The sequence below is a fragment of the Streptomyces sp. NPDC059696 genome, from assembly GCF_042733745.1.
In the GTDB taxonomy this organism is placed as follows: domain Bacteria; phylum Actinomycetota; class Actinomycetes; order Streptomycetales; family Streptomycetaceae; genus Streptomyces.
In genome coordinates, this window is sequence record NZ_JBHWFG010000045.1 from 25,143 (window position 1) to 43,668 (window position 18,526).

An 18,526-nucleotide genomic window follows, 5' to 3' on the forward strand; every position below is an offset into this window, starting at 1 on the left:
GCGCTGCCGGGCGGCGCGGAGCGCGGTCCGCGCGGCGCCCGGGCCGTCCACGGGGACGGTCCCGGGCGCCGGGTGTCAGTCGGTCATCGCACCTCGCGGGCATAGGGCGCGACGGTGATCCGGTCGAGCAGCGGTGCGTGGCGCGAGCGGAGCAGGACGCCGGGGAACGTGTCCGAGGCGTAGGTGGTGCCGTCGAAGTTCGGCAGTTCCTCGGAGCGGAAGCCGATCGTGTTCTTCCCCTTCGTCAACTGGACCGGGACGGTCAGCTCCCAGAAGTTGTTCTCGTGGAAGCTGTGCGGGAAGCCGACGCGACGCGCCGCGCCGCCGTTGACGCTGATGTCGGCGTGGCGGGCGAGCGGGTCGGGGTTGTAGTGCGTGGCCTCGGACTGTTCGGGGTTGGAGTAGCGGATCCGTAGCGCGTACAGGCCCGCCCGCTCGGCCGTCACGGTGAACGTCGCGGTGTTGTCGTTGCCGGGCGCCCCGCCGATGCCCGTGATCGCCGTGCCGTCGGTGGCGAGGGACAGGGGGACGAGGGTGGCCGAACCGGCGAGCGTCGCGTCCCCGGCTTCGTAGGCGCGCGCCGGCAGTGCGCCCTGCGTCGGTGTGACCGTGAGGCGGTCGACGAGGGTCGTGGCCGGGCCGCCGGTGACGGTCACCTTGTTGACGCCGCCGGAGAGGGAGACCGCCGCACGGCTCCGGTCCTTGGCCAGGCGCAGCACGTCATGGCCGTTGACGGAGAGCCGGGCGCCGCTGCCGCCCAGGGTGTCGACCTGGAGGGTGGCCTCGCGGTCGGCCGGTGAGTAGACCCAGAACGTCGCGCTCTGGCCCTTCGCGATCCGGACCGCGCCCGAACCCGTGGCCGCCGGCCTCGGAAGGTCGTACACCGGCCGTGCTCCGCCGGCCGGCCACGCCAGTTCGCCCTCGTACACCCGCGTGTCCGCCGACGCGCGGGGGAGGGAGAGGGTGAGGCGGTCGACGATGGCGTCACCCCGGGTGACGCGCTCGCCGTCGGCGCTCCTCGCGGAGAGCGTCAGGGTGTGCTTGCCCTTGGTCAGCTCGACCTTGGTGTCGGTGTGGTCCCACACGACCCACTTGTAGCCGAGCGGCAGGTGCAGTTCCCGCTCGCCGGCCGCCTTGCCGTCCACGCGCAGGAAGACGTTGGTGGGGCCCTGCTCCTCCACCTTGTCGTAGGTGTTGAGGGAGTTGGCGAAGACGCTCAGGTCGTAGGTGCCGTCCTCCGGCACGTCCACGGCGAAGTCGAGCGCGACGTCCGAGCCGGTGCGCAGACCGCCGACGTCGTGGCCGCCGGACGTGTAGAACTTCGACACGTCCCGGGGCGAGCCCTCGGGGCCGTTCTTCGACCAGCCGGATCCGGTGTGCGCGGCGTCCTCCGCCTCGTACGAGGACTGCCAGCGCACGGGTGGCGCCTGCGTGCCCTTCGCCTCCCCGGCCGGGCTGAGGACGACCTCGTACGCCGAGGACTCCTTCAGCTTCGGCAGGACACCGTCGCCGAAGTCGAGCGCCACCGTGCCGTCCTCACCGACCGTCAGGTTCGTCTCGGCGAGGAGCCTCGGACCGGACGAGTCGCCGACCTGCCCGCTCCACTCGATCTCCCGCACCCAGGCGTGCACCCCGGTGCCGAAGACCTCCTTCGGGACGCGCGCGAAGGTGAGGTGACCCTGGCCGGCGGACCCGCCGAAGATCAGCCGGGACTGCTTCCTCCTCTCGTCGAGGGTGGCGACGCCCTGCATCGTGTAGTTCTCGCCCGGGAACGGCGGCGTGACCTTCACGGTGTGGCCGCTCATCGAGGCGTACGCGTTCAGCAGCCACCATTGCCCGTTGCCGCGGTTCGACTGCACCGCGGAGTCCGACAGGTTGCCGTCGATGTTCCAGTACGCGATGTCGGCGTCGACCTTGGACTCCTCGATCGCGGACACCCACTGGATCATCTGGCCCGGCACCGAGGTGTGGTAATTGAACGCGTACTCGTTGATGTTGACGGGCAGTCGGGTGCCTTCCCGGTCGGTTCCCGCGAACAGGTCCTTCTCCCACGCGCGGTACTTCGCCACGCTCCGGCGCACCGCCTCCGGGTGGCTCAGCTCGTGCCAGGTGACGACGTCCGGGAGGGTGCCGGCCGCCAGGGTGTGCGTGAGGAAGCCCTTCACCTGGTCGTAGAGGACGCTGGTGTTCGGCCCGGCGATGCGGGCGTCGGGCATCCTGCCCTTGATGAGCGCGTACGCGTCGTCCCAGGCGGCGAAGTAGGCGTCGGGGTCGCTGAGCCAGCTGACCTTGTCGTAGCTCCACTCGCCGGTGCCGAACATGTTGCCCTCGGGCTCGTTGAACGGCACGAAGACGATGTTGTCCTGGTACTGCTTCGGCAGCTTCAGAACCTGGTCGACCTGCCGGGCGATCTTCTCCTTGTAGAGCTTCAGCTTCTCCGCGGGGGTGTCGCCCGGCCACTGGTACGGGAAACCCCGGTGGATGTCGGTCATGTAGATGTACACATCACCGTCGGTGGAGTCGGCCAGCGGCTTCACCACCTCCAGGGCGTCGGCACCGGGGTGCTGCGGACCGTCCTGCGCCTTGGTGGAGACCGTGCGCAGCCCCATGCCCTCGATGAGGTTGTTGGTCGGGACGTCCGGCCCGTACACGCCGTAGAGGGTGCCGGAGGCGCCGCCGTGGAACGCGCCGGTGTCCGAGCCGAGGTCGACGGTGAGCTCCCCCTCGCGGACCACCGTGACGGTGGCCTGCACGGAGCGCCCGGCCGCGGTGCCGGCGGCCGTGAAGGTGCCGGGCGAGGCGTACTTCTCGGGAGGCACGGCGTCCCAGGTGACGGGCGTGTCGCGGTCGTAGCCGTCGGAGAAGGAGGCGCGGACGGCGGCGGGCAGCGCCGGGGCGGTCCCGGTGGTGGTACGGACCTCGAAGGACGTCCGTGAGAGTTCCCGGAGGGTCGGCACGGCACCGACCGTACCGGCCACCTGCTCGGGGCTCAGCGCCGCGTGCCACACGGTGAAGTCGTCGATGGCGCCGCGGAGCAGCGGGTCGGGGTAGAGGGACTTGCCGATGTACCCGGCGGCGGTGGCCGAGGCGTCCAGCAGGTCGCCCGCCTTGATGGTGGTGGCCGCGGAGGAGACCGGCACGCCGTCGAGGTAGGTGGTGAGCCGGCCGGCGGTTGTGTCGAGGGTGACGGTGACCGTCCGCCACTCGTCCGCCGGCAGGCTCGCGTAGCCGCGGACCTGCGTCTCCGCACCTCCGCCGCCGGTCGTCACGGAGGTCTGGAACAGCCCGTCGCCGTTCGAGGGCGTGCTGAAGAGGTACGTGGTGGTGTTCGTGCCCAGATCGAAGATCCGCTGCCAGGGCGAGGTGTCGCCGCTCCACTTCAGGCGGGCGGAGACGGTCAGGTCGGTCGTCCCGGCGAGCACCTGGCGGGGCAGGCGGACGTACGCGCCGTCGGAGGCGGGCGCACCGCCGGGCAGGGAGAGCGCCCGGCCCCCGGACGGGCCGTCGACCGAGCGGGCGGTGGAGCCGTTCACCAGGGTCGCCGTCAGGCCGTTGCCCGAGCTGTCCGCGATCTTCCCGGAGGTGAGGTCGTCCTGGTCGAAGGAGTAGCGGGCGGCGGGCTTCGGGGTCTCGGCGGCCTGCGCGGGGGCGGCCGGAGAGGCCAGCAGGCCCGCCCCGAGGGTCAGCACCACGGCTGCCGGAGCCCGGCGCCTGGAGAATCTGTCGGGGGATGGCATGGAAGGCGTCCTCAGTCGTCGTGTCGTCGAGTCGGTGTGTCGTCGAGTCGGTGTGTCGTCGAGTCGGTGTGTCGGCGTATCGGTGACGTGGTCGTCGTGCCGTCGCTTCGTCGAACGACGGGTGGCCGCACACTCGTCGAACCGGTTCGATCAGCGGCGTGTGCAGGGGTGGACGTATGAGCCGGAGGATGGGGACAGGGGTGCGCGGATGCGGACATGGGGTCCGTCCCACCGTGAACGGAGGGGGCGATGCGTCGAACCGGTTCGCGAAGCTAGCACCGGCGCTCCGGGCCGACAATCCCCGCGGCCCGACGATCCCGGGCGGCCTACGGCCTCACCGGCGGCGTGCGTGCGAGGTGTTGACAGGAGTCGGGGCAGTTCCTACGTTCCTGCCATGCGAACCGGTTCGACGAGCCAGGAGTTGCCGTGAACATCGGTGAGATCGCCCGACGCGCCGGTGTCTCCCGGAGCACCGTGTCCTACGCACTCAGCGGCAAGCGCCCGGTCTCGGAGGACACCCGCCGGAAGATCCAGCGGGTGGTCGACGAACTGGGCTACCGGCCCAGCGCCAGTGCCCGCGCCCTGGCCAACGGGCGCACCAGCACCATCGGCCTCGTCTTCCCGCCGGCCGGCGACCACTACACCGGGATGCAGCTGGACTTCATCGGCAGTGTCGTGGAGGCCGCCGCGGCCTACGACTACGACGTGCTGCTGTCGCCGAGCGGCGTGGACAGCGACCGGTCCTTCCAGCGGCTGCTGGGGGAGCGGCGGGTCGACGGCGCCATCCTGATGGAGATCCGGCTGGAGGACGACCGGGCCGAGCACCTGGCCGCCCTGGACTTCCCAGCCGTCGCCATCGGCCGCACCGCCCACCCGGAGAACCTCTGGTGGGTGGGGCTGGACCACACCGCGCTGGCGGCGGCGTGCGTCCACCACCTCGCGGACCTGGGCCACCGCCGGGTGGCCTTCGTCAACCGGCCCGAACAACTGCTGCGGGCCGGGTACGAATCGGCGCACCGCGGCCTGGACGGCTTCACCAAAGCAGCGGCCGAGCGCGGGCTGACCGTCCGGGCCTACTGCTGCGGGGACGACGCCGCCGCCGGCCAGCTCTGCCTGGAACGCATCCTGCACGACGACCCGGAGACCACCGCGCTGGTCACCCTGAACGAGGCCGCGCTGGGCGGCCTGTACCGGGGGCTGGCGCGGGCCGGCCGCCATGTGCCGCGCGACTTCTCCGTCACCGGAGTGGTGGCGAGCCGCTGGGCGGAGACGGTGACCCCGCAGCTCACCGCCGCCGACGTACCGGCCGCGGAACTGGGCCGGCGCGCCGTCGAACTGCTGGTGGAGCGGCTCGACCAGCCCGGCACCCCCGCCCGGCACCACCTGCTGACACCACCCATCTCCCTGCGGGCCAGCACCGGTCCCGCCTCCGGCTCCCCACAGCCCTGACCTCCGCCGCCCCCTGTCTCTCCGAGCTCTCCTCTTCTTCGGGCAGACCCTCACCGCCTGCCCTCGGTGTGCCCGAAGACCTCCACATCGCCCCTGCCACGGCACCCGTGTGCCCACAACGAAGGATTCCGCGATGCACAGCTCCTCCAGACGGCGTCTCACCGCAATGGCCCTGTCGACCGTCCTCGCCGCGGCCGGCACCGCCTGCTCGTCCGGCTCGGGCAGCACCGACACCAAGGGCGCGGGCAGCGGCACCTACACCCTCTGGGACCCCTACCCCCAGTTCGCCGAGGGCTCGGCGTGGGTGAAGCTGCTGGACGCCTGCGGCGACAAGGCCGGCGTGAAGGTCGAGCGGACCGGCTTCGACACCAGCGACCTCGCCAACAAGACGCTGCTCGCGGCCCAGCAGGGCAACTCCCCGGACGTGCTCATCGTCGACAACCCCGTGGTGTCGACGCTGGCCGAGGCGGGCGTACTCACCACGACCGACGAGAACAAGGCCGACACCTCCGCCGTGGACCCCAACCTCCTCGCGGCCGGCCAGTCGGACGGCAAGACCTACGGCACCCCGATCGGAGCCAACACCCTCGCCCTCTACTACAACAAGAAGGTCCTCGAGGAGGCCGGTGTCGACATCGCCTCCGTCAAGGACTGGACGTCGCTCACCGCGGCCCTCGCCCAGGTCGGCAAGGCCGGCAAGAAAGGCATCACCTTCTCCGCGATCGGCACCGAGGAGGGCAGTTTCCAGTTCCTGCCGTGGTTCTGGGGCTCCGGCGCCGAGCTGACGGAACTCGACTCCCCCCAGGCCGTCTCCGCCCTGACCCTGTGGAAGAACTGGCTGGACAAGGGCTACGCCCCCAACTCCGTCCTCAACAACACCCAGACCACCAGCTGGCAGGAGTTCGCGAGCGGCGACTACGCCTTCGCCGAGAACGGCACCTGGCAGCTCGCGGCCGCCAAGAAGGCCGGCTTCGACTACGGCGTCCTGCCCATCCCGGCCACCGGCGGAGGGGACGCGGCGGCACCGACGGGCGGCGAGTTCGTCACCGTCCCCGTCCAGAGCGACACCGGCCGCTACGCCACCACGGGCAAGCTCACGGCGTGCCTGACCAGTTCGGCGAACCTGTACGACACCGACACCACCCTGTCCTACGTCGCCCCCACCGAAGAGGTCCGCAAGAAGCAGCTGGCGGCCGACCCCGCGCTGAAGCCGTGGGTCGCCGCGCTCAAGGCGGCCAAGGGCCGCACCAGCGACAACCTCGGCACCACGTACCCAAGGATCTCCGAGCAGCTGTGGAAGGCCGTGCAGTCCGCACTGAGCGGATCCACATCGCCCGAGGACGCGTTGACGTCCGCTCAGGCCGCGGTCAAGTGACGGGGGACCGGTGAAACAGACCCTCCAGGTGCCTGCCCGACGCTCCGTGCGGGTCCGGCGCGGGGCGGCCGACGCCGGACCGCCCCCGGACCACACCGGGCGAAGCCGCCGCCCCGCCTCCCCGCAGTGGGCCGCCTGGGCCTTCCTCACCCCGGTGACCCTCTATCTCGTCCTCTTCTACGCCTATCCGCTCTACCGCAACCTCGAGCTGAGCCTGCGCGACTACACCGTCCGCTCCTTCGTCCAGGGCGACGCCCCGTTCACCGGCCTGGACAACTACCGGAAGATCTTCGACGACCCGACCTTCACCCCGGCCCTGCTCCACACCGTGGTCTTCACCGGCGTGTGCCTGGTCTTCCAGTACGCCATCGGGCTGGCCCTCGCGGTCTTCTTCAACCAGCACTTCCGGCTCTCGGCGACCCTGCGGGCGCTGTTCCTCGTCCCGTGGCTGTTGCCGCTGATCGTGTCGGCCTCGACCTGGTCGTGGATGTTCAACAGTGACTCCGGCATCGTCAACGCGGCGCTGCACCTGCTCGGCCTCGACTCCGTCAACTGGCTGACGTCACCGTCCTGGTCCCTCACCTCGGTGATCGTCGCGAACATCTGGATCGGCGTGCCGTTCAACCTGGTGGTGCTCCACAGCGGCCTGCAGTCCATCCCCGCCGGCCTGTACGAGGCGGCGGCCCTGGACGGGGCGGGCGCCTGGCGCCGCTTCTGGAGCATCACCTTCCCGCTGCTGCGTCCGGTCTCCGCCATCACCCTGCTCCTCGGACTCGTCTACACGCTCAAGGTCTTCGACATCATCTGGATCATGACCAAAGGCGGCCCCGCGGACGCCTCCACGACCTTCGCCACTTGGTCCTACCGGCTCGGCTTCGGCAACCTGCTGCCCGCTTTCGGCCCGGGCGCGGCCGTCGGCAACCTGCTGGTCGTCGCCGCCCTGGCGTCCGGCCTCGTCTTCATGAGGGTCCAGCGAAAGCAGGCGTACGCATGAGAAGCAGGCGCACCCCGGGGAAGACGGCCCTCGGCGTCCTGCTGACCGCGATCATGCTCTTCCCGGTCTACTGGATGCTGAACGTGTCCCTCACCCGCGACCAGGACATGCGCAAGTCCCCGCCCGACCTGTTCCCGATGCACGGCACGCCGGCCGGCTACCGCACCGTCCTCGACGAGCAGTTGCCCTACCTCGGTACCAGCCTGGTCATCGGCCTGGGCACGGTCGCCCTCACCGTCGCCCTGTCCGCCCCCGCCGGATACGCTCTGGCCACGTTGCGGCCGCGCGGCGGGGGAGTGCTGAGCTTCCTCCTCCTCGCCGCGCAGATGATCCCCGGCATCATCATGGCGATGGGCTTCTACGCCGTCTATCTGCAACTGGGCCTGCTCCAGTCCGTCCCCGGCCTGATCGTCGCCGACTCGACCCTGTCCGTCCCCTTCGCGGTGCTGATCTTCACCGCGTTCATGTCCGGCATCCCCGGCGAACTGCTCCAGGCGGCCCGGACCGACGGTGCCGGCCCGGTGCGCACCTTCTGGTCGATCGTCCTGCCGGTGAGCCGCAACGCCGTGGTGACGGTGTCGCTCTTCGCGTTCCTGTGGTCCTGGTCCGACTTCGTCTTCGCCGGCACCCTCGTCAACGGAGGGGCGCACGAGCCGATCACCCTCGGCATCTACCACTACATCGGCAACAACAACCAGGAGTGGAACGCCATCATGGCCACCGCCGTCGTGGCCTCGCTGCCCGCCGCGGTCATCCTCGTCCTGGCCCAGCGCTACGTCGCCGCCGGCGTCACGGCCGGCGCGGTCAAGGACTGACCCTCCCCTGCTCGAGAAACGAGTGACACCTCATGACCGCCAGCCGTTCCGGCCCGGCCTTCTCCGTCCACGACATCCCGTTCAGCACGTACGGGTCCTGGTTCGGCATCTCGCCCGTGGTGGCGGAGAAGACGTACGCCGAGGATCTGCACCTCGTCTCCCACCAGAACGGCATGCACGCCGTGCTGAGCCTGACCCCGCTGCACCCGGTGACGGGCGAGCGGGCCGAGACCCGCGTGGAGGCAATACCGGGCCTGCTCAGCTGGATCGGCGCGGACGGACGCGTCGACCTCGCCTTCGAGTCGCCGGACACCGTGCGCCTGCGGGGGAGCGGCCTGGGGATGGCCGTGCGGGCGGCCGCGCGGACCCTGACGCCGTTCAGCGGCAGCTACTTCTTCCACGACGCCGCCGCCGGTGCCCACGTGTTCACGTCCTACGAGACCGGACGCCGGTACCGGATCACCGCCCTGTCCGGCGGCCTCGACACGACCGGCGCCCAGACGCTGGGCAGCGCCGAGCGGGGTGTCGCCACCGTCCCCGGCACGGGCGCGACCTGGGAGATGGCGATCGAGGAACTCGGCACCGCCCGCCCGCCGTACACCTCGGCCGCCGCCTTCGCCGGCATCGTGGCAGCCGCCCAGGGCTCGTTCGCCGCGTTCGCGGACGCGGTGGCCCCCTGGCGCTCGCCCGCCACCCCGGCCGCGGAACTGGCCGCCTACGTCCTCTGGTCCGCCACCGTGAACCCGGCCGGTCTGGTCACCCGGCCGGCCGTGCTGATGTCCAAGCACTGGATGGACAAGGTGTGGAGCTGGGACCACTGCTTCAACGCCCTCGCCCTGGCACCCGGTTGCCCGGAACTGGCCCGGGACCAGTTCGCCCTGCCCTTCGACCATCAGGACGGCAGCGGCGCCCTGCCGGACTCGGTGACCCACTCCGAGGTCCTCCACAACTTCGTCAAACCGCCCGTCCACGGCTGGGCCTTCGGCCACCTGCGCCGCCGCCTGCCGGTGCCGCCCGGCCCGGCCGAACTGAGCGAGGTCTACCGCCGGCTGGAACGCTGGACGCACTTCTGGCTCACCGCCCGCCGCGCCCCGGGCTCTGTCCTCCCGCACTACCAGCACGGCAACGACAGCGGCTGGGACAACGCCACCACCTTCGATCCCGAGCGGGTGGTCGAGACCGCCGACCTGTCCGCCTTCCTCGTCCTCCAGCTCCGTGAACTGGCCCATCTGGCAACGGAACTGGGCCTGCCGGACGAGGCGCGCGGCTGGGTGCGTGCCGCCGAGGACACCCGGACGGCCCTGCTGGACCAGCTCTGGAGGGACGACCGGTTCGTCACCCGCGGCGTGGTCACGGGGGACACCTGGGGCAGCGCCAGTCTCCTCGACCTGATGCCCATCGTGCTCGGCGAGCATCTCCCGCCCCACGTCAGCGGCGCCCTGGCCGATCACATCAAGGCCCACCTCACCCCGTACGGCCTCGCCACCGAACTGCCGACGTCCCCCCACTACCTCGACGACGGCTACTGGCGCGGCCCCATCTGGGCTCCCGCCACCGTCCTCATCGAGGACGGCCTGCGCCGCGCCGGCCACCACCGCCTGGCGGACGACATCAGCACCCGTTTCCGTGCCCTGTGCGAAACCCATGGCTTCGCCGAGAACTTCGACGCCCTCGTCGGGACGGGCCTGCGCGACCGGGCCTACACCTGGACCGCCAGCAGTTACCTCCTCCTCGCGGAGGCACACGCACTCCGGGGCGACCCCGACCCGACCTGACTTCCGGCGGCCTCGCTCACGGCCCGGCTCACAGCCTGGCTCACGGCGCCGCTCACAGCCTGGCTCACGGCCCGGCTCACGGCCCGGCGAGACGCGAGACCCGGTCGTGCAGGCGCCGCACGTTGGTCCGCGGACTCCGGCTTCATCAGGACGCTGCGCGGGATGCGGTCGCCGTCGGCGTCACCGGTGACCTTCGGGCGGCGCCCTGCGGCGGCATCACGGCCGGCCTCGGCACATGCGGGCCATGCCTGTGTCCGGTAACGGCGTGATGCGGTCGCGATGCGCTGATTAGCATGGCTGCCGACACGCGACGGCCGTGCCGGCCTGACCCGGCCGACCGGTCGAACCGCTCCGGCAGACACCGAAAGGCGCAGCACTATGACGGGCCTCGGCGACGCCGCCGCACTGGACGACCCGGTGGGCGAGTCGCTGCGCGGGCACCACGCGCATCTCGCCCGCCGGCTCGGCGGTGCCGCCACCTACGTACCCGGGGTCGCGACGTTCTCCGCGGTGCCCGCCGAGCCGGACGCGGCAGCCTGGCAGGACCTGGCCAAGTTGCTGGGGCCGGGGGAGTTCGCGGACCTGTTCAGCTGTCCGGCGGCACCGCCGCCGGACTGGGAACCGGTCTTCGTCCTGGAGGGCCGCCAGATGGTCTGGGCCGGCGACAGCGTCCCGGAGCCCTCCCCCGACGAGTCCGGGGCCGGCGTGGTCCGACTCGGGGCCGAGGACGTGCCCGAGATGCTCGACCTCGTCGAGCGGACCCGGCCGGGGCCCTTCTGGCCCCGCACGCACGAACTCGGCACCTACCTCGGCATCCGCGAGGGCGGCACCCTGGTGGCGATGGTGGGGGAGCGGCTAAGGCCTCCCGGGTGGACCGAGATCAGCGCCGTCTGCACCGCACCCGAGGCCCGCGGCCGGGGCCACGCCGTCCGTCTGCTGCGTGCCCACATCGCACGGGTCGTCGCCCGCGGCGAACGTCCCTTCCTGCACGTGGCCGAAGCGAACAGCGGGGCACTCGCGCTCTACGAACGGCTCGGCTTCGAGACCCGCAAGCAGGTGACCTTCCGCGGCTTCCGCACCCCGTGAGGAGACCGGCCCGTCGGCCACGTGGCCAGCTCACGGCGACGTTCTCGACCACCAGTCGCCCGACGGCGTCCGAGCATCAGCCGAACCTCGGCGGTCTCGAAGGGTTCACCGCCGCCCGGCCCCAGCGGCGGTGACCCGGGCACCCGCGGGAACTCCACGGCAGGAACTCCACGGCACCTGACGGCCATGCCGAGGTTCCCTTCCGAGGCGTCCTATGGGTGAGCGCACGGTGCCACCACCCGCGCGAGCGGTGAGCGTCATGCACGGCCGGTAGCGGCCGGGCCACCGACGACACCGCGGAAGTCGCGCAGGGCGAGGGAGAGGAGCGGCCGGTGCCGGGCGAGGACGGACAGAGGCGCCCCGGGCCCGGTCGTGACGCGGCCGCGGCCCAGGGCCGGTCGTCCGGCGATCCGCACGGGGACACGGCACGGAGAACCGTCGGGCAACTGCTGGACCAGGTGGGCGCGGGCGGGCAGCCGGAAGGGCAGCCGCAGCACGTCGCGGTACATGAGGCGGACCGGCGGAACCCCGGGAACGGTCAGCTCGCCCCGGGCGCCCCGGCCGTCCGCCCGGACCGTGATCGCACCCAGCTCCTTCGGAATGCCCCACAGGGCGCGCCCACCGGCGAGGGAGCGTTCGTCGTCGACCCACGCCGCCACGCTGCACGCGGTGAGGCGGTGTCCCCGACGGACGGCCAGCGCGACGAGGAACTCGCGGTAGGCGAGGTCGCCGCCCGGCCGGTAGTCGACCCAGAACGTCACCAGGGTGGCGCGGCGCCGCACGACCCACGGGCGGACCCCGGACGGCAACGGCCAGGACGGCAGGTCGCCCACGGGGACGCGCCACAGCGAGACGAGCATGTCGCCGGTGAGGTGCCACGGAGAAGGAGGAAAGAGGACGTCTGATCGTTCCACGGTGTGCCGACCGGCCTTCCTCGGCTCGGACTCGTGGGCCGATTGTCCCACTCGGGGACACCGGAGGGGCGTCCGGCGGCACACGTGGAGGTGGGAGGCCCAGCCGGGCCTTCGGGCAGGGTGTGGCAGGCCGCCTGCCGCGGCACCCGCCGGGGCCCGTCCCCGGGTACGACGCGGCCGGCCGGCCGACGCGGCTTCTCGCGATCCGGTGACCGTCCCTCGCGCGGGGCCTCACACGGCGGCAGCGCGCGGCCTCGCGCCGGATCTCCCGGGCCGGTACGTCGATCGGCCGTCCCCGGGCGGGGTCACACCAGCCCCGGTGCCGTCATCCACCGCCACTGCGTGAACTGTTCCAGGCTGGCGGTGCCGCCGATGCGGGAGCCGTTGCCGGAGATCCCCATGCCGCCGAAGGGCGCGTTCGCGGCGTCCTTCGCGGACACGTCGTTGATGTGGACCATGCCCGTGCGCAACCGCTGCGCGAGGGCCGTCGCCCGCGGCACGGACCGTGAGTGGACGGCGGCGCTCAGTCCGTAGGCCGTGTCGTTGGCGATCTCCACCGCCTCGTCCTCGCCGCGGAACGGGACGACGGGGGCGACCGGTCCGAAGATCTCCTCCCGGTAGGCCGGCATGGACCGCGCGACCCGGTCCAGCACGGTGGGCGGGTAGAACAGCCCGGCGCGGGTGCCTCCGGCCAGGACGCGGGCACCGGCGGCCACGCTCTCGTCCACGATCCGTTCGATCCGGGCCGCCTGCCGCTCGCTGATGACCGGGCCGAGCGCCACGCCCTCGTCCCGCGGATCGCCGACCGGCAGCGCCTTCGCCTGCCGGACGAGCGCCTCGGTGTACGCCTCGACGAGGTCCGCGTGGACGACATGGCGTCCGGCCGCGACACAGGCCTGGCCCTGATAGCCGAACGAGCTCATGGCCCCGGCCGCGGCGGCCGCCTCCACGTCCGCGTCCTCCAGGACGACGATCGAGTTCTTGCCGCCCAGCTCCAGCTGGACCCCCTTGAGACCTTCCCCGGCGATCCGGGCCACCTCCCGCCCCGCCCCGGTGGAGCCGGTGAACGAGACCAGCGCGACATGAGGGTCGGCCACGACCGCGCGCCCGGTCGCCGCGTCGCCCGGGAGGACGTGCAGGACACCCTCGGGCAGTCCGGCCTCCTCGAACAGCCGCGCCACCAGGACACCGCCCGACACCGGGGTGAGGGGGTCGGGCTTGAGCAGCGCGGTGTTGCCGAGGGCCAGCGCCGGTGCCAGCGCCCGCATGGCGAACAGCAGCGGCGCGTTCCACGGGGTGATGACCCCCACCACCCCCAGCGGGACCCGCCACGCCAGACTCGTCCCGCCCGGAACCTGCGGCACGAGAACCTCGCCCGGGGGTCGTGCGGCGAGCCCGACCGCGTGCCGCAGCTGGGCGAGACCGGCCGCGATCTCGTAGTCGCCCTTGGCCGGGACGCCCCCCGTCTCCCGGACGATCCACGCACGGACCGCCCCGCCGCGCTCACCCAGGGCCCGAGCGGCGCGCAGCAGCACCTCGGCGCGGTCGGACGCCGGAGTCGCCGCCCATTCAGGTGCGGCCCGCGCGGCCAGGGCCCCCGCCCGTTCGACGTCGGCCGCGGAGGCCAGGCCCACCTCCGCCAGCGGCTCGCCGGTGGCCGGTTCGACGACCCGCCGGATGCCGCCCCCGGCGGTGCGCCAGCCCTCGCTGTAGATCTTCCCGGTCCACTCGGCCGCGTCCGGCCAGATCCGCTCGCCGTCGACAGGCATGATCACGACCTCCGCCCCTGGTCGGGGAGTTGCGCACGCTGCTCACCAGCGTCTTCGCCCATTCAACCTGTCGGAGGAGATATCTGTCATTCTTGGGTCATATCAGACTGAAGTAGTAAGGATGCCTACTGGGTGAGGCGGGTTGAGGCTCCATGGCGAGATCTGCGTCCGTCCCGGGCGAGAGCCGCGGGACACCGCCCGGGGACCTCGTCGACGAGGCTGCCACCGCGAAGGCCGTCGTGGACACGCGCGGCGTCGTCACGGAGTGGAGCGAAGGGGCACACAGACTGCTGGGCTACCCGGCCTCCGAAGTGGTCGGCAGGCCCGGGGCGGCGCTGCTCGCCGACAAGCTCCCGCCCGACCTCGTGAGTTCCCTGCCCACCCTCCCCAGGTGGAGCGGCGCGGCGACGCTCCTGCACCGTGAGGGCCACCCCCTCACCGTGCACCTCCTCGCCCACCTCCGGCAGAACGACGGTGCCGGCAGCGACTGGCTGCTGCTCACAGCGGCCGGCCGTCTCGGGACGAGCCCGAAGGACGACGCCTTCCTGCGGAGGAGCTTCACCCAGTCCACCTGCACGACCGCCCTGTACGACACCGGTCTGCGGCTGGTCTTCGCCAACGCCGACATGGAACGGGTGATCGGCCTGCCCGAGGAGGCGATGCGCGGACTGCGCGTCTCGGAGATCGTCCACCACCCGCAGGCGGACCGCGCCGAGCAGGCCATGCGGCGTGCGCTGGACACCGGCGAGCGGCAGGACCTCCAGGTCTCCCTGCACCTCGCGGGCCACGACCGCCCGAGCGTGTGGACCGTCTCCCTCGCCCCGGTCCGGGCGGAGGACGGCCGGGCACAGGGAGTGCTGCTCTCGGCGCACGACATGACCGAGCAGCACCTGGCGCGGCAGCGGCTGGCCCTGGTCAACGAGGCGAGCCGGCGCATCGGCAGCACGCTCGACCTGGTCCGCACCGCGCAGGAACTCGCCGACGTGGCGGTGCCCGGGCTCGCCGACTTCGTCACCGTCGACCTGCTGCCGTCCATCGACGACGGCGACGACCCGCCCACGGGTTCCCCGAGGGGCCCCGTGCGGCTGCGCCGCGTGGCCCACCAGTCGGTTCTCGAGGGGTGCCCCGAGGCCGTGGTGCCCAACGGGACCGTCGCCGTCTACCCGGACAAGTCGACGGCGGCCGAGTGCCTGGCTCTCGGCCGGCCCCTGATCCAGCAGGTCACGGGCGAGGCCATGGAGCACGTGCTGCGCCAGACCCCCGAGCGGGGCGAACGGATGCGGCGGTTCGGTTTCCACTCCGTGCTGGCCGTGCCCATGCGGGCGCGCGGCCTCACTCTGGGCGTGGCCACCTTCTCCCGCCACCGCAACCCGGAGCCCTTCGAAGAGGACGACCTGCTGCTCGGACAGGAGATCACCGACCGGGCCGGTCTCTGCATCGACAACGCCCGCCGGTTCACCCGGGAGCGCACCACCTCGCTCACCCTGCAGAGCAGTCTCCTGCCCCAGCAGCTCCCCGAGCAGTCCGCCCTCGAGATCGCCTCCCGCTACCTGCCCGCCAGCACCCAGGCCGGTGTGGGCGGCGACTGGTTCGACGTCATCCCGCTGTCCGGCGCCCGCGTCGCACTGGTCGTCGGCGACGTCGTCGGCCACGGCATCCAGGCCTCCGCCACCATGGGACGGCTGCGGACCGCCGTACGGACCCTGGCCGACGTCGACCTCCCGCCCGACGAGCTGCTCACGCATTTGGACGACCTGGTCGGTCACCTGGCCGCGGGGGCCGACGGCACCGGCGACATCGGGGCGACCTGCCTGTACGCCGTCTACGACCCGGTCTCGCGCCGCTGCTCCCTGGCACGCGCGGGCCACCCCGTCCCGGCGCTCCTCACGCCGGACGGACAGGTGGAGTACCTCGACGTCCCCGCGGGACTTCCCCTGGGGCTCGGCGGTCTGCCGTTCGAGGCCGTCGAACGGGAGCTGCCCGAGGGGAGCGTGCTGGCGCTGTACACCGACGGCCTCGTCGAGGCGGGGTCCCGTGACATCGACGACGGCATGGATGCCCTGCTCCACACGCTGCGGACCTCCGGCACCTCACTGGAGGGCACCTGCGACGCGGTGCTGCGCACCATGCTCACGGAGCGGCCGGCCGACGACGTGGCCCTGCTCGTGGCGCGCACCCACGCCCTGGACACCTTCCACGTGGCGTCCTGGGACGTGCCCCCCGATACGGCGGCGGTCGCCGTGGCCCGCAAGAACGCGTGCCGGCAACTGGCCGAATGGGGCCTCGACGCGTGCGCGTTCGTCACCGAACTGGTGGTCAGCGAACTCGTCACCAACGCCATCCGGCACGCCGAACCCCCGATCCAGCTGAGGCTGATCTACGACCGTTCGCTCATCTGCGAGGTGTCGGACGGCAGCACCACCGCCCCGCACATGCGGCGGGCCCGCACCTACGACGAGGGGGGCCGTGGCCTGCTCCTCGTGGCCCAGACGTGCCGGAGCTGGGGCGCCCGGCACACGAGCGACGGGAAGGTCATCTGGGCGGAGCAGGCACTGCCGTGACGGCGGCAGGCCACCCGCCTCGACGGCCGCACCAGCGGGCGGCGCCGACGTCACCGGCCGCCCGGTCACTGCCCGGCCGGCCCGTCGCTCACCGCGTGGGCGTGGCGGCTGAGGCGGGGTCCGGGAGGGGGCGCCGGGCGACCTCGTGGGCGTCCTCCGGTGGGACACCCAGCATGCGCAGGACCATTTCGGCCAGATTCACCGCCGCCTCGTCGCCGTCCAGATCGGGGAGGGCGAACCTCATCTCCGCCAGGGACAGCAGGGTTCCGCCGAGTGCGGTCAGGGCGACCGCCGGGTCGACGGGGGTGAAGCGGCCGGAGGCCAAACCGGCCTCCAGGTCGCGCAGTGCCCGCCGGGCCAGGCCGTTGTCGGAGTGGATGTAGCCGAGGCCCCGGCGGCGCAGGACCTGCATCAGCTCCGGGTGGGAGTCGACCATGCGGGCGCTGAGCCGGAAGCCCGCCGAGACGAGTTCCGCCGGGTCGTCGATGCCGGCCAGGTGCTCGTCGAAGTTCTGGCCGAACTCCTCCAGTGCGTCCACCACGGCCGCGTCGAACAACTCGGCCTTCGACTGGAAGTGGTTGTAGAAGGAGCCGAAACCGACGTCCGCGCGCTCGGCGATCGCCTGGATGCTGGCACTGGTGTCCCCGGTCTCGGCGAGGATCTGCCGGGCGGCGTGGATGAGCGCGCGACGGGTCTCGGCGCGGCGCCGCTCGAACCGGTTGCTGGGCGGGGCTGACGTAGGCATGCCCCGAGCTTAACCGCGGAGGCGATGACGACAGCAGCTCTGATGAATTCATCATTTCTCTGGGCGGGACGTCTTGACGAAGGAGTTCGTCAACCTTGATGATTTCCTCAACAAGGTGATGTCGCTCGGAGGGCGCCATGTCGGAAACCCGTGTCGACGGGGTCGGTGTCAAGACGGCCCATCAGGATCTCCACAGTGAGCAGGGCGCCCTGCGTGGCGAGCATCCGGGCCGTGCCCGGAACCCGGTGATCAAGGTGGCGGACCTGGCCTGGCTGGAGTTCGAGAAGCCGGACCTGGACCGGGCGGAGGTCTTCGCCCGGGACTTCGGGTTCGGGATCGCCGCACGAACCGACCGTGAGCTGTGGTTGCGAGGCACCTTCGCCGGATCCCCCTGCATGGTGATCCGCCGCGGCCGTACGTCCCGCTTCATCGGCCCGGTGTTCCGCGCGGCCGAGCGCGCCGACCTGGACCGGCTCGCCCGGGCGACGGGGACGGACGTACGGGACGCGGACGTGCCGGGCGGCGGCAAGGTCGTACACCTGCTCGACCCGTCCGGCTTCCCGGTGCGGGTGGTGCACTGCGCCGGACGGCTCCCCGCCCTGCCGGGACAGCAGCCGCTGCTCCTCAACTTCGGCACGGATCACCGCCGCAGGAACGCCACCCAGCGCCCACCCCGCGAGCCCTCCCGCATCCAGCGCCTCGGCCATCTGGTCCTGGAGACCCGCGTCTTCGGCCGGGCCCTGGACTGGTACCTGGACACCCTCGGCATGATCGTGTCCGACTTCCTGTTCCTGGACGGCCGGCGCGGCCGGGGCCCCACCATGGCGTTCATCCGCTGCGACCTGGGCGGGGTGCCGGCGGACCACCACACCCTGGCCATGCATCTGGGGCCGAGTACGGGATACGTCCACTCCGCCTACCAGGTCACCGACCTGGACTCCCTCGCCGCGGGCGGCGAGTACCTCAAGGAGCGCGGATACCGCCGCAGTTGGGGCATCGGGCGGCACATCCAGGGCAGCCAGCTCTTCGACTACTGGCGCGACCCCGACCACTTCATGCTGGAGCACTTCGCCGACGGCGACCTCTTCTCCAGCGACGTGGAGCCCGGCTGGGCGCCGATGTCGACCAGCGGTCTCGCCCAGTGGGGACCGCCGGCCACCCGTGACTTCCTCGGTGCGAGCCCTTCCCCGCAGCGGGTCCGCGATGTCATCGAGGCGCTGCGCGGCGACAACGAGATGGACCCGGCGCGACTGCTGGGTCTGCTCAAGGCCGCCGGCTCCTGAACCGCCCATCCTCACGAAGGTAC

At 72.1% G+C, this 18,526-nt stretch carries 12 protein-coding genes; 8 read left to right on the forward strand and 4 right to left on the reverse strand.

What is annotated here, in order from left to right; all coding sequences use genetic code 11:
• Positions 1 to 83: 83 nt before the first annotated feature.
• On the reverse strand, positions 84 to 3,737 hold the full coding sequence (locus tag ACFV20_RS33085; protein WP_385663720.1) for a LamG-like jellyroll fold domain-containing protein: 3,654 nt from the start codon (positions 3,735 to 3,737) through the stop codon (positions 84 to 86).
• 426 nt (positions 3,738 to 4,163) lie between these two features.
• On the opposite strand from ACFV20_RS33085, the gene ACFV20_RS33090 reads away from it, so the two are divergent.
• The 6 genes from ACFV20_RS33090 (at position 4,164) to ACFV20_RS33115 (ending at position 11,231) form a co-directional block, all read left to right on the forward strand.
• Complete coding sequence (locus ACFV20_RS33090; protein ID WP_385663723.1) at positions 4,164 to 5,186, forward strand: LacI family DNA-binding transcriptional regulator; 1,023 nt, start codon at positions 4,164 to 4,166, stop codon at positions 5,184 to 5,186.
• Between the two features lie 133 nt (positions 5,187 to 5,319).
• The gene (locus tag ACFV20_RS33095) at positions 5,320 to 6,561 is read left to right on the forward strand and encodes an extracellular solute-binding protein (protein ID WP_385663726.1); all 1,242 of its coding nucleotides are present in this window, start codon (positions 5,320 to 5,322) and stop codon (positions 6,559 to 6,561) included.
• Positions 6,562 to 6,571: 10 nt separating this feature from the next.
• A complete protein-coding gene (locus tag ACFV20_RS33100) occupies positions 6,572 to 7,555 on the forward strand; it encodes a carbohydrate ABC transporter permease (RefSeq protein WP_385663729.1) in 984 nt (327 codons plus the stop codon).
• The gene (locus tag ACFV20_RS33105) at positions 7,552 to 8,370 is read left to right on the forward strand and encodes a carbohydrate ABC transporter permease (RefSeq protein ID WP_385663732.1); all 819 of its coding nucleotides are present in this window, start codon (positions 7,552 to 7,554) and stop codon (positions 8,368 to 8,370) included. The genes ACFV20_RS33100 and ACFV20_RS33105 overlap by 4 nt, the downstream gene beginning before the upstream one ends.
• Positions 8,371 to 8,402: 32 nt before the next feature.
• On the forward strand, positions 8,403 to 10,145 hold the full coding sequence (locus ACFV20_RS33110; protein WP_385663735.1) for an amylo-alpha-1,6-glucosidase: 1,743 nt from the start codon (positions 8,403 to 8,405) through the stop codon (positions 10,143 to 10,145).
• Between the two features lie 378 nt (positions 10,146 to 10,523).
• Positions 10,524 to 11,231 carry a GNAT family N-acetyltransferase gene (locus tag ACFV20_RS33115; RefSeq protein ID WP_385663738.1) on the forward strand — a complete coding sequence of 236 codons (708 nt, stop codon included), beginning with the start codon at positions 10,524 to 10,526 and terminating at the stop codon, positions 11,229 to 11,231.
• A gap of 257 nt (positions 11,232 to 11,488) precedes the next feature.
• On the opposite strand, the gene ACFV20_RS33120 is transcribed toward ACFV20_RS33115, so the two are convergent.
• Positions 11,489 to 12,145: an acetoacetate decarboxylase family protein gene (locus tag ACFV20_RS33120; RefSeq protein WP_385663741.1), complete on the reverse strand. Its 657-nt coding sequence runs from the start codon at positions 12,143 to 12,145 to the stop codon at positions 11,489 to 11,491.
• 305 nt (positions 12,146 to 12,450) lie between these two features.
• A complete protein-coding gene (locus ACFV20_RS33125) occupies positions 12,451 to 13,914 on the reverse strand; it encodes an aldehyde dehydrogenase family protein (protein WP_385663744.1) in 1,464 nt (487 codons plus the stop codon).
• Between the two features lie 152 nt (positions 13,915 to 14,066).
• Between ACFV20_RS33125 and ACFV20_RS33130 the strand changes: the two genes are divergently transcribed.
• The gene (locus ACFV20_RS33130) at positions 14,067 to 16,475 is read left to right on the forward strand and encodes a SpoIIE family protein phosphatase (protein WP_385663747.1); all 2,409 of its coding nucleotides are present in this window, start codon (positions 14,067 to 14,069) and stop codon (positions 16,473 to 16,475) included.
• An 88-nt stretch (positions 16,476 to 16,563) separates the two neighbouring features.
• On the opposite strand, the gene ACFV20_RS33135 is transcribed toward ACFV20_RS33130, so the two are convergent.
• A complete protein-coding gene (locus tag ACFV20_RS33135; RefSeq protein WP_385663750.1) occupies positions 16,564 to 17,220 on the reverse strand; it encodes a TetR/AcrR family transcriptional regulator in 657 nt (218 codons plus the stop codon).
• A 137-nt stretch (positions 17,221 to 17,357) separates the two neighbouring features.
• Here ACFV20_RS33135 and ACFV20_RS33140 point away from each other — a divergent pair, with 137 nt between their 5' ends.
• Positions 17,358 to 18,503, forward strand: a complete 1,146-nt coding sequence (locus ACFV20_RS33140) for a VOC family protein (RefSeq protein ID WP_385663753.1) — start codon at positions 17,358 to 17,360, stop codon at positions 18,501 to 18,503.
• Positions 18,504 to 18,526 lie beyond the last annotated feature (23 nt).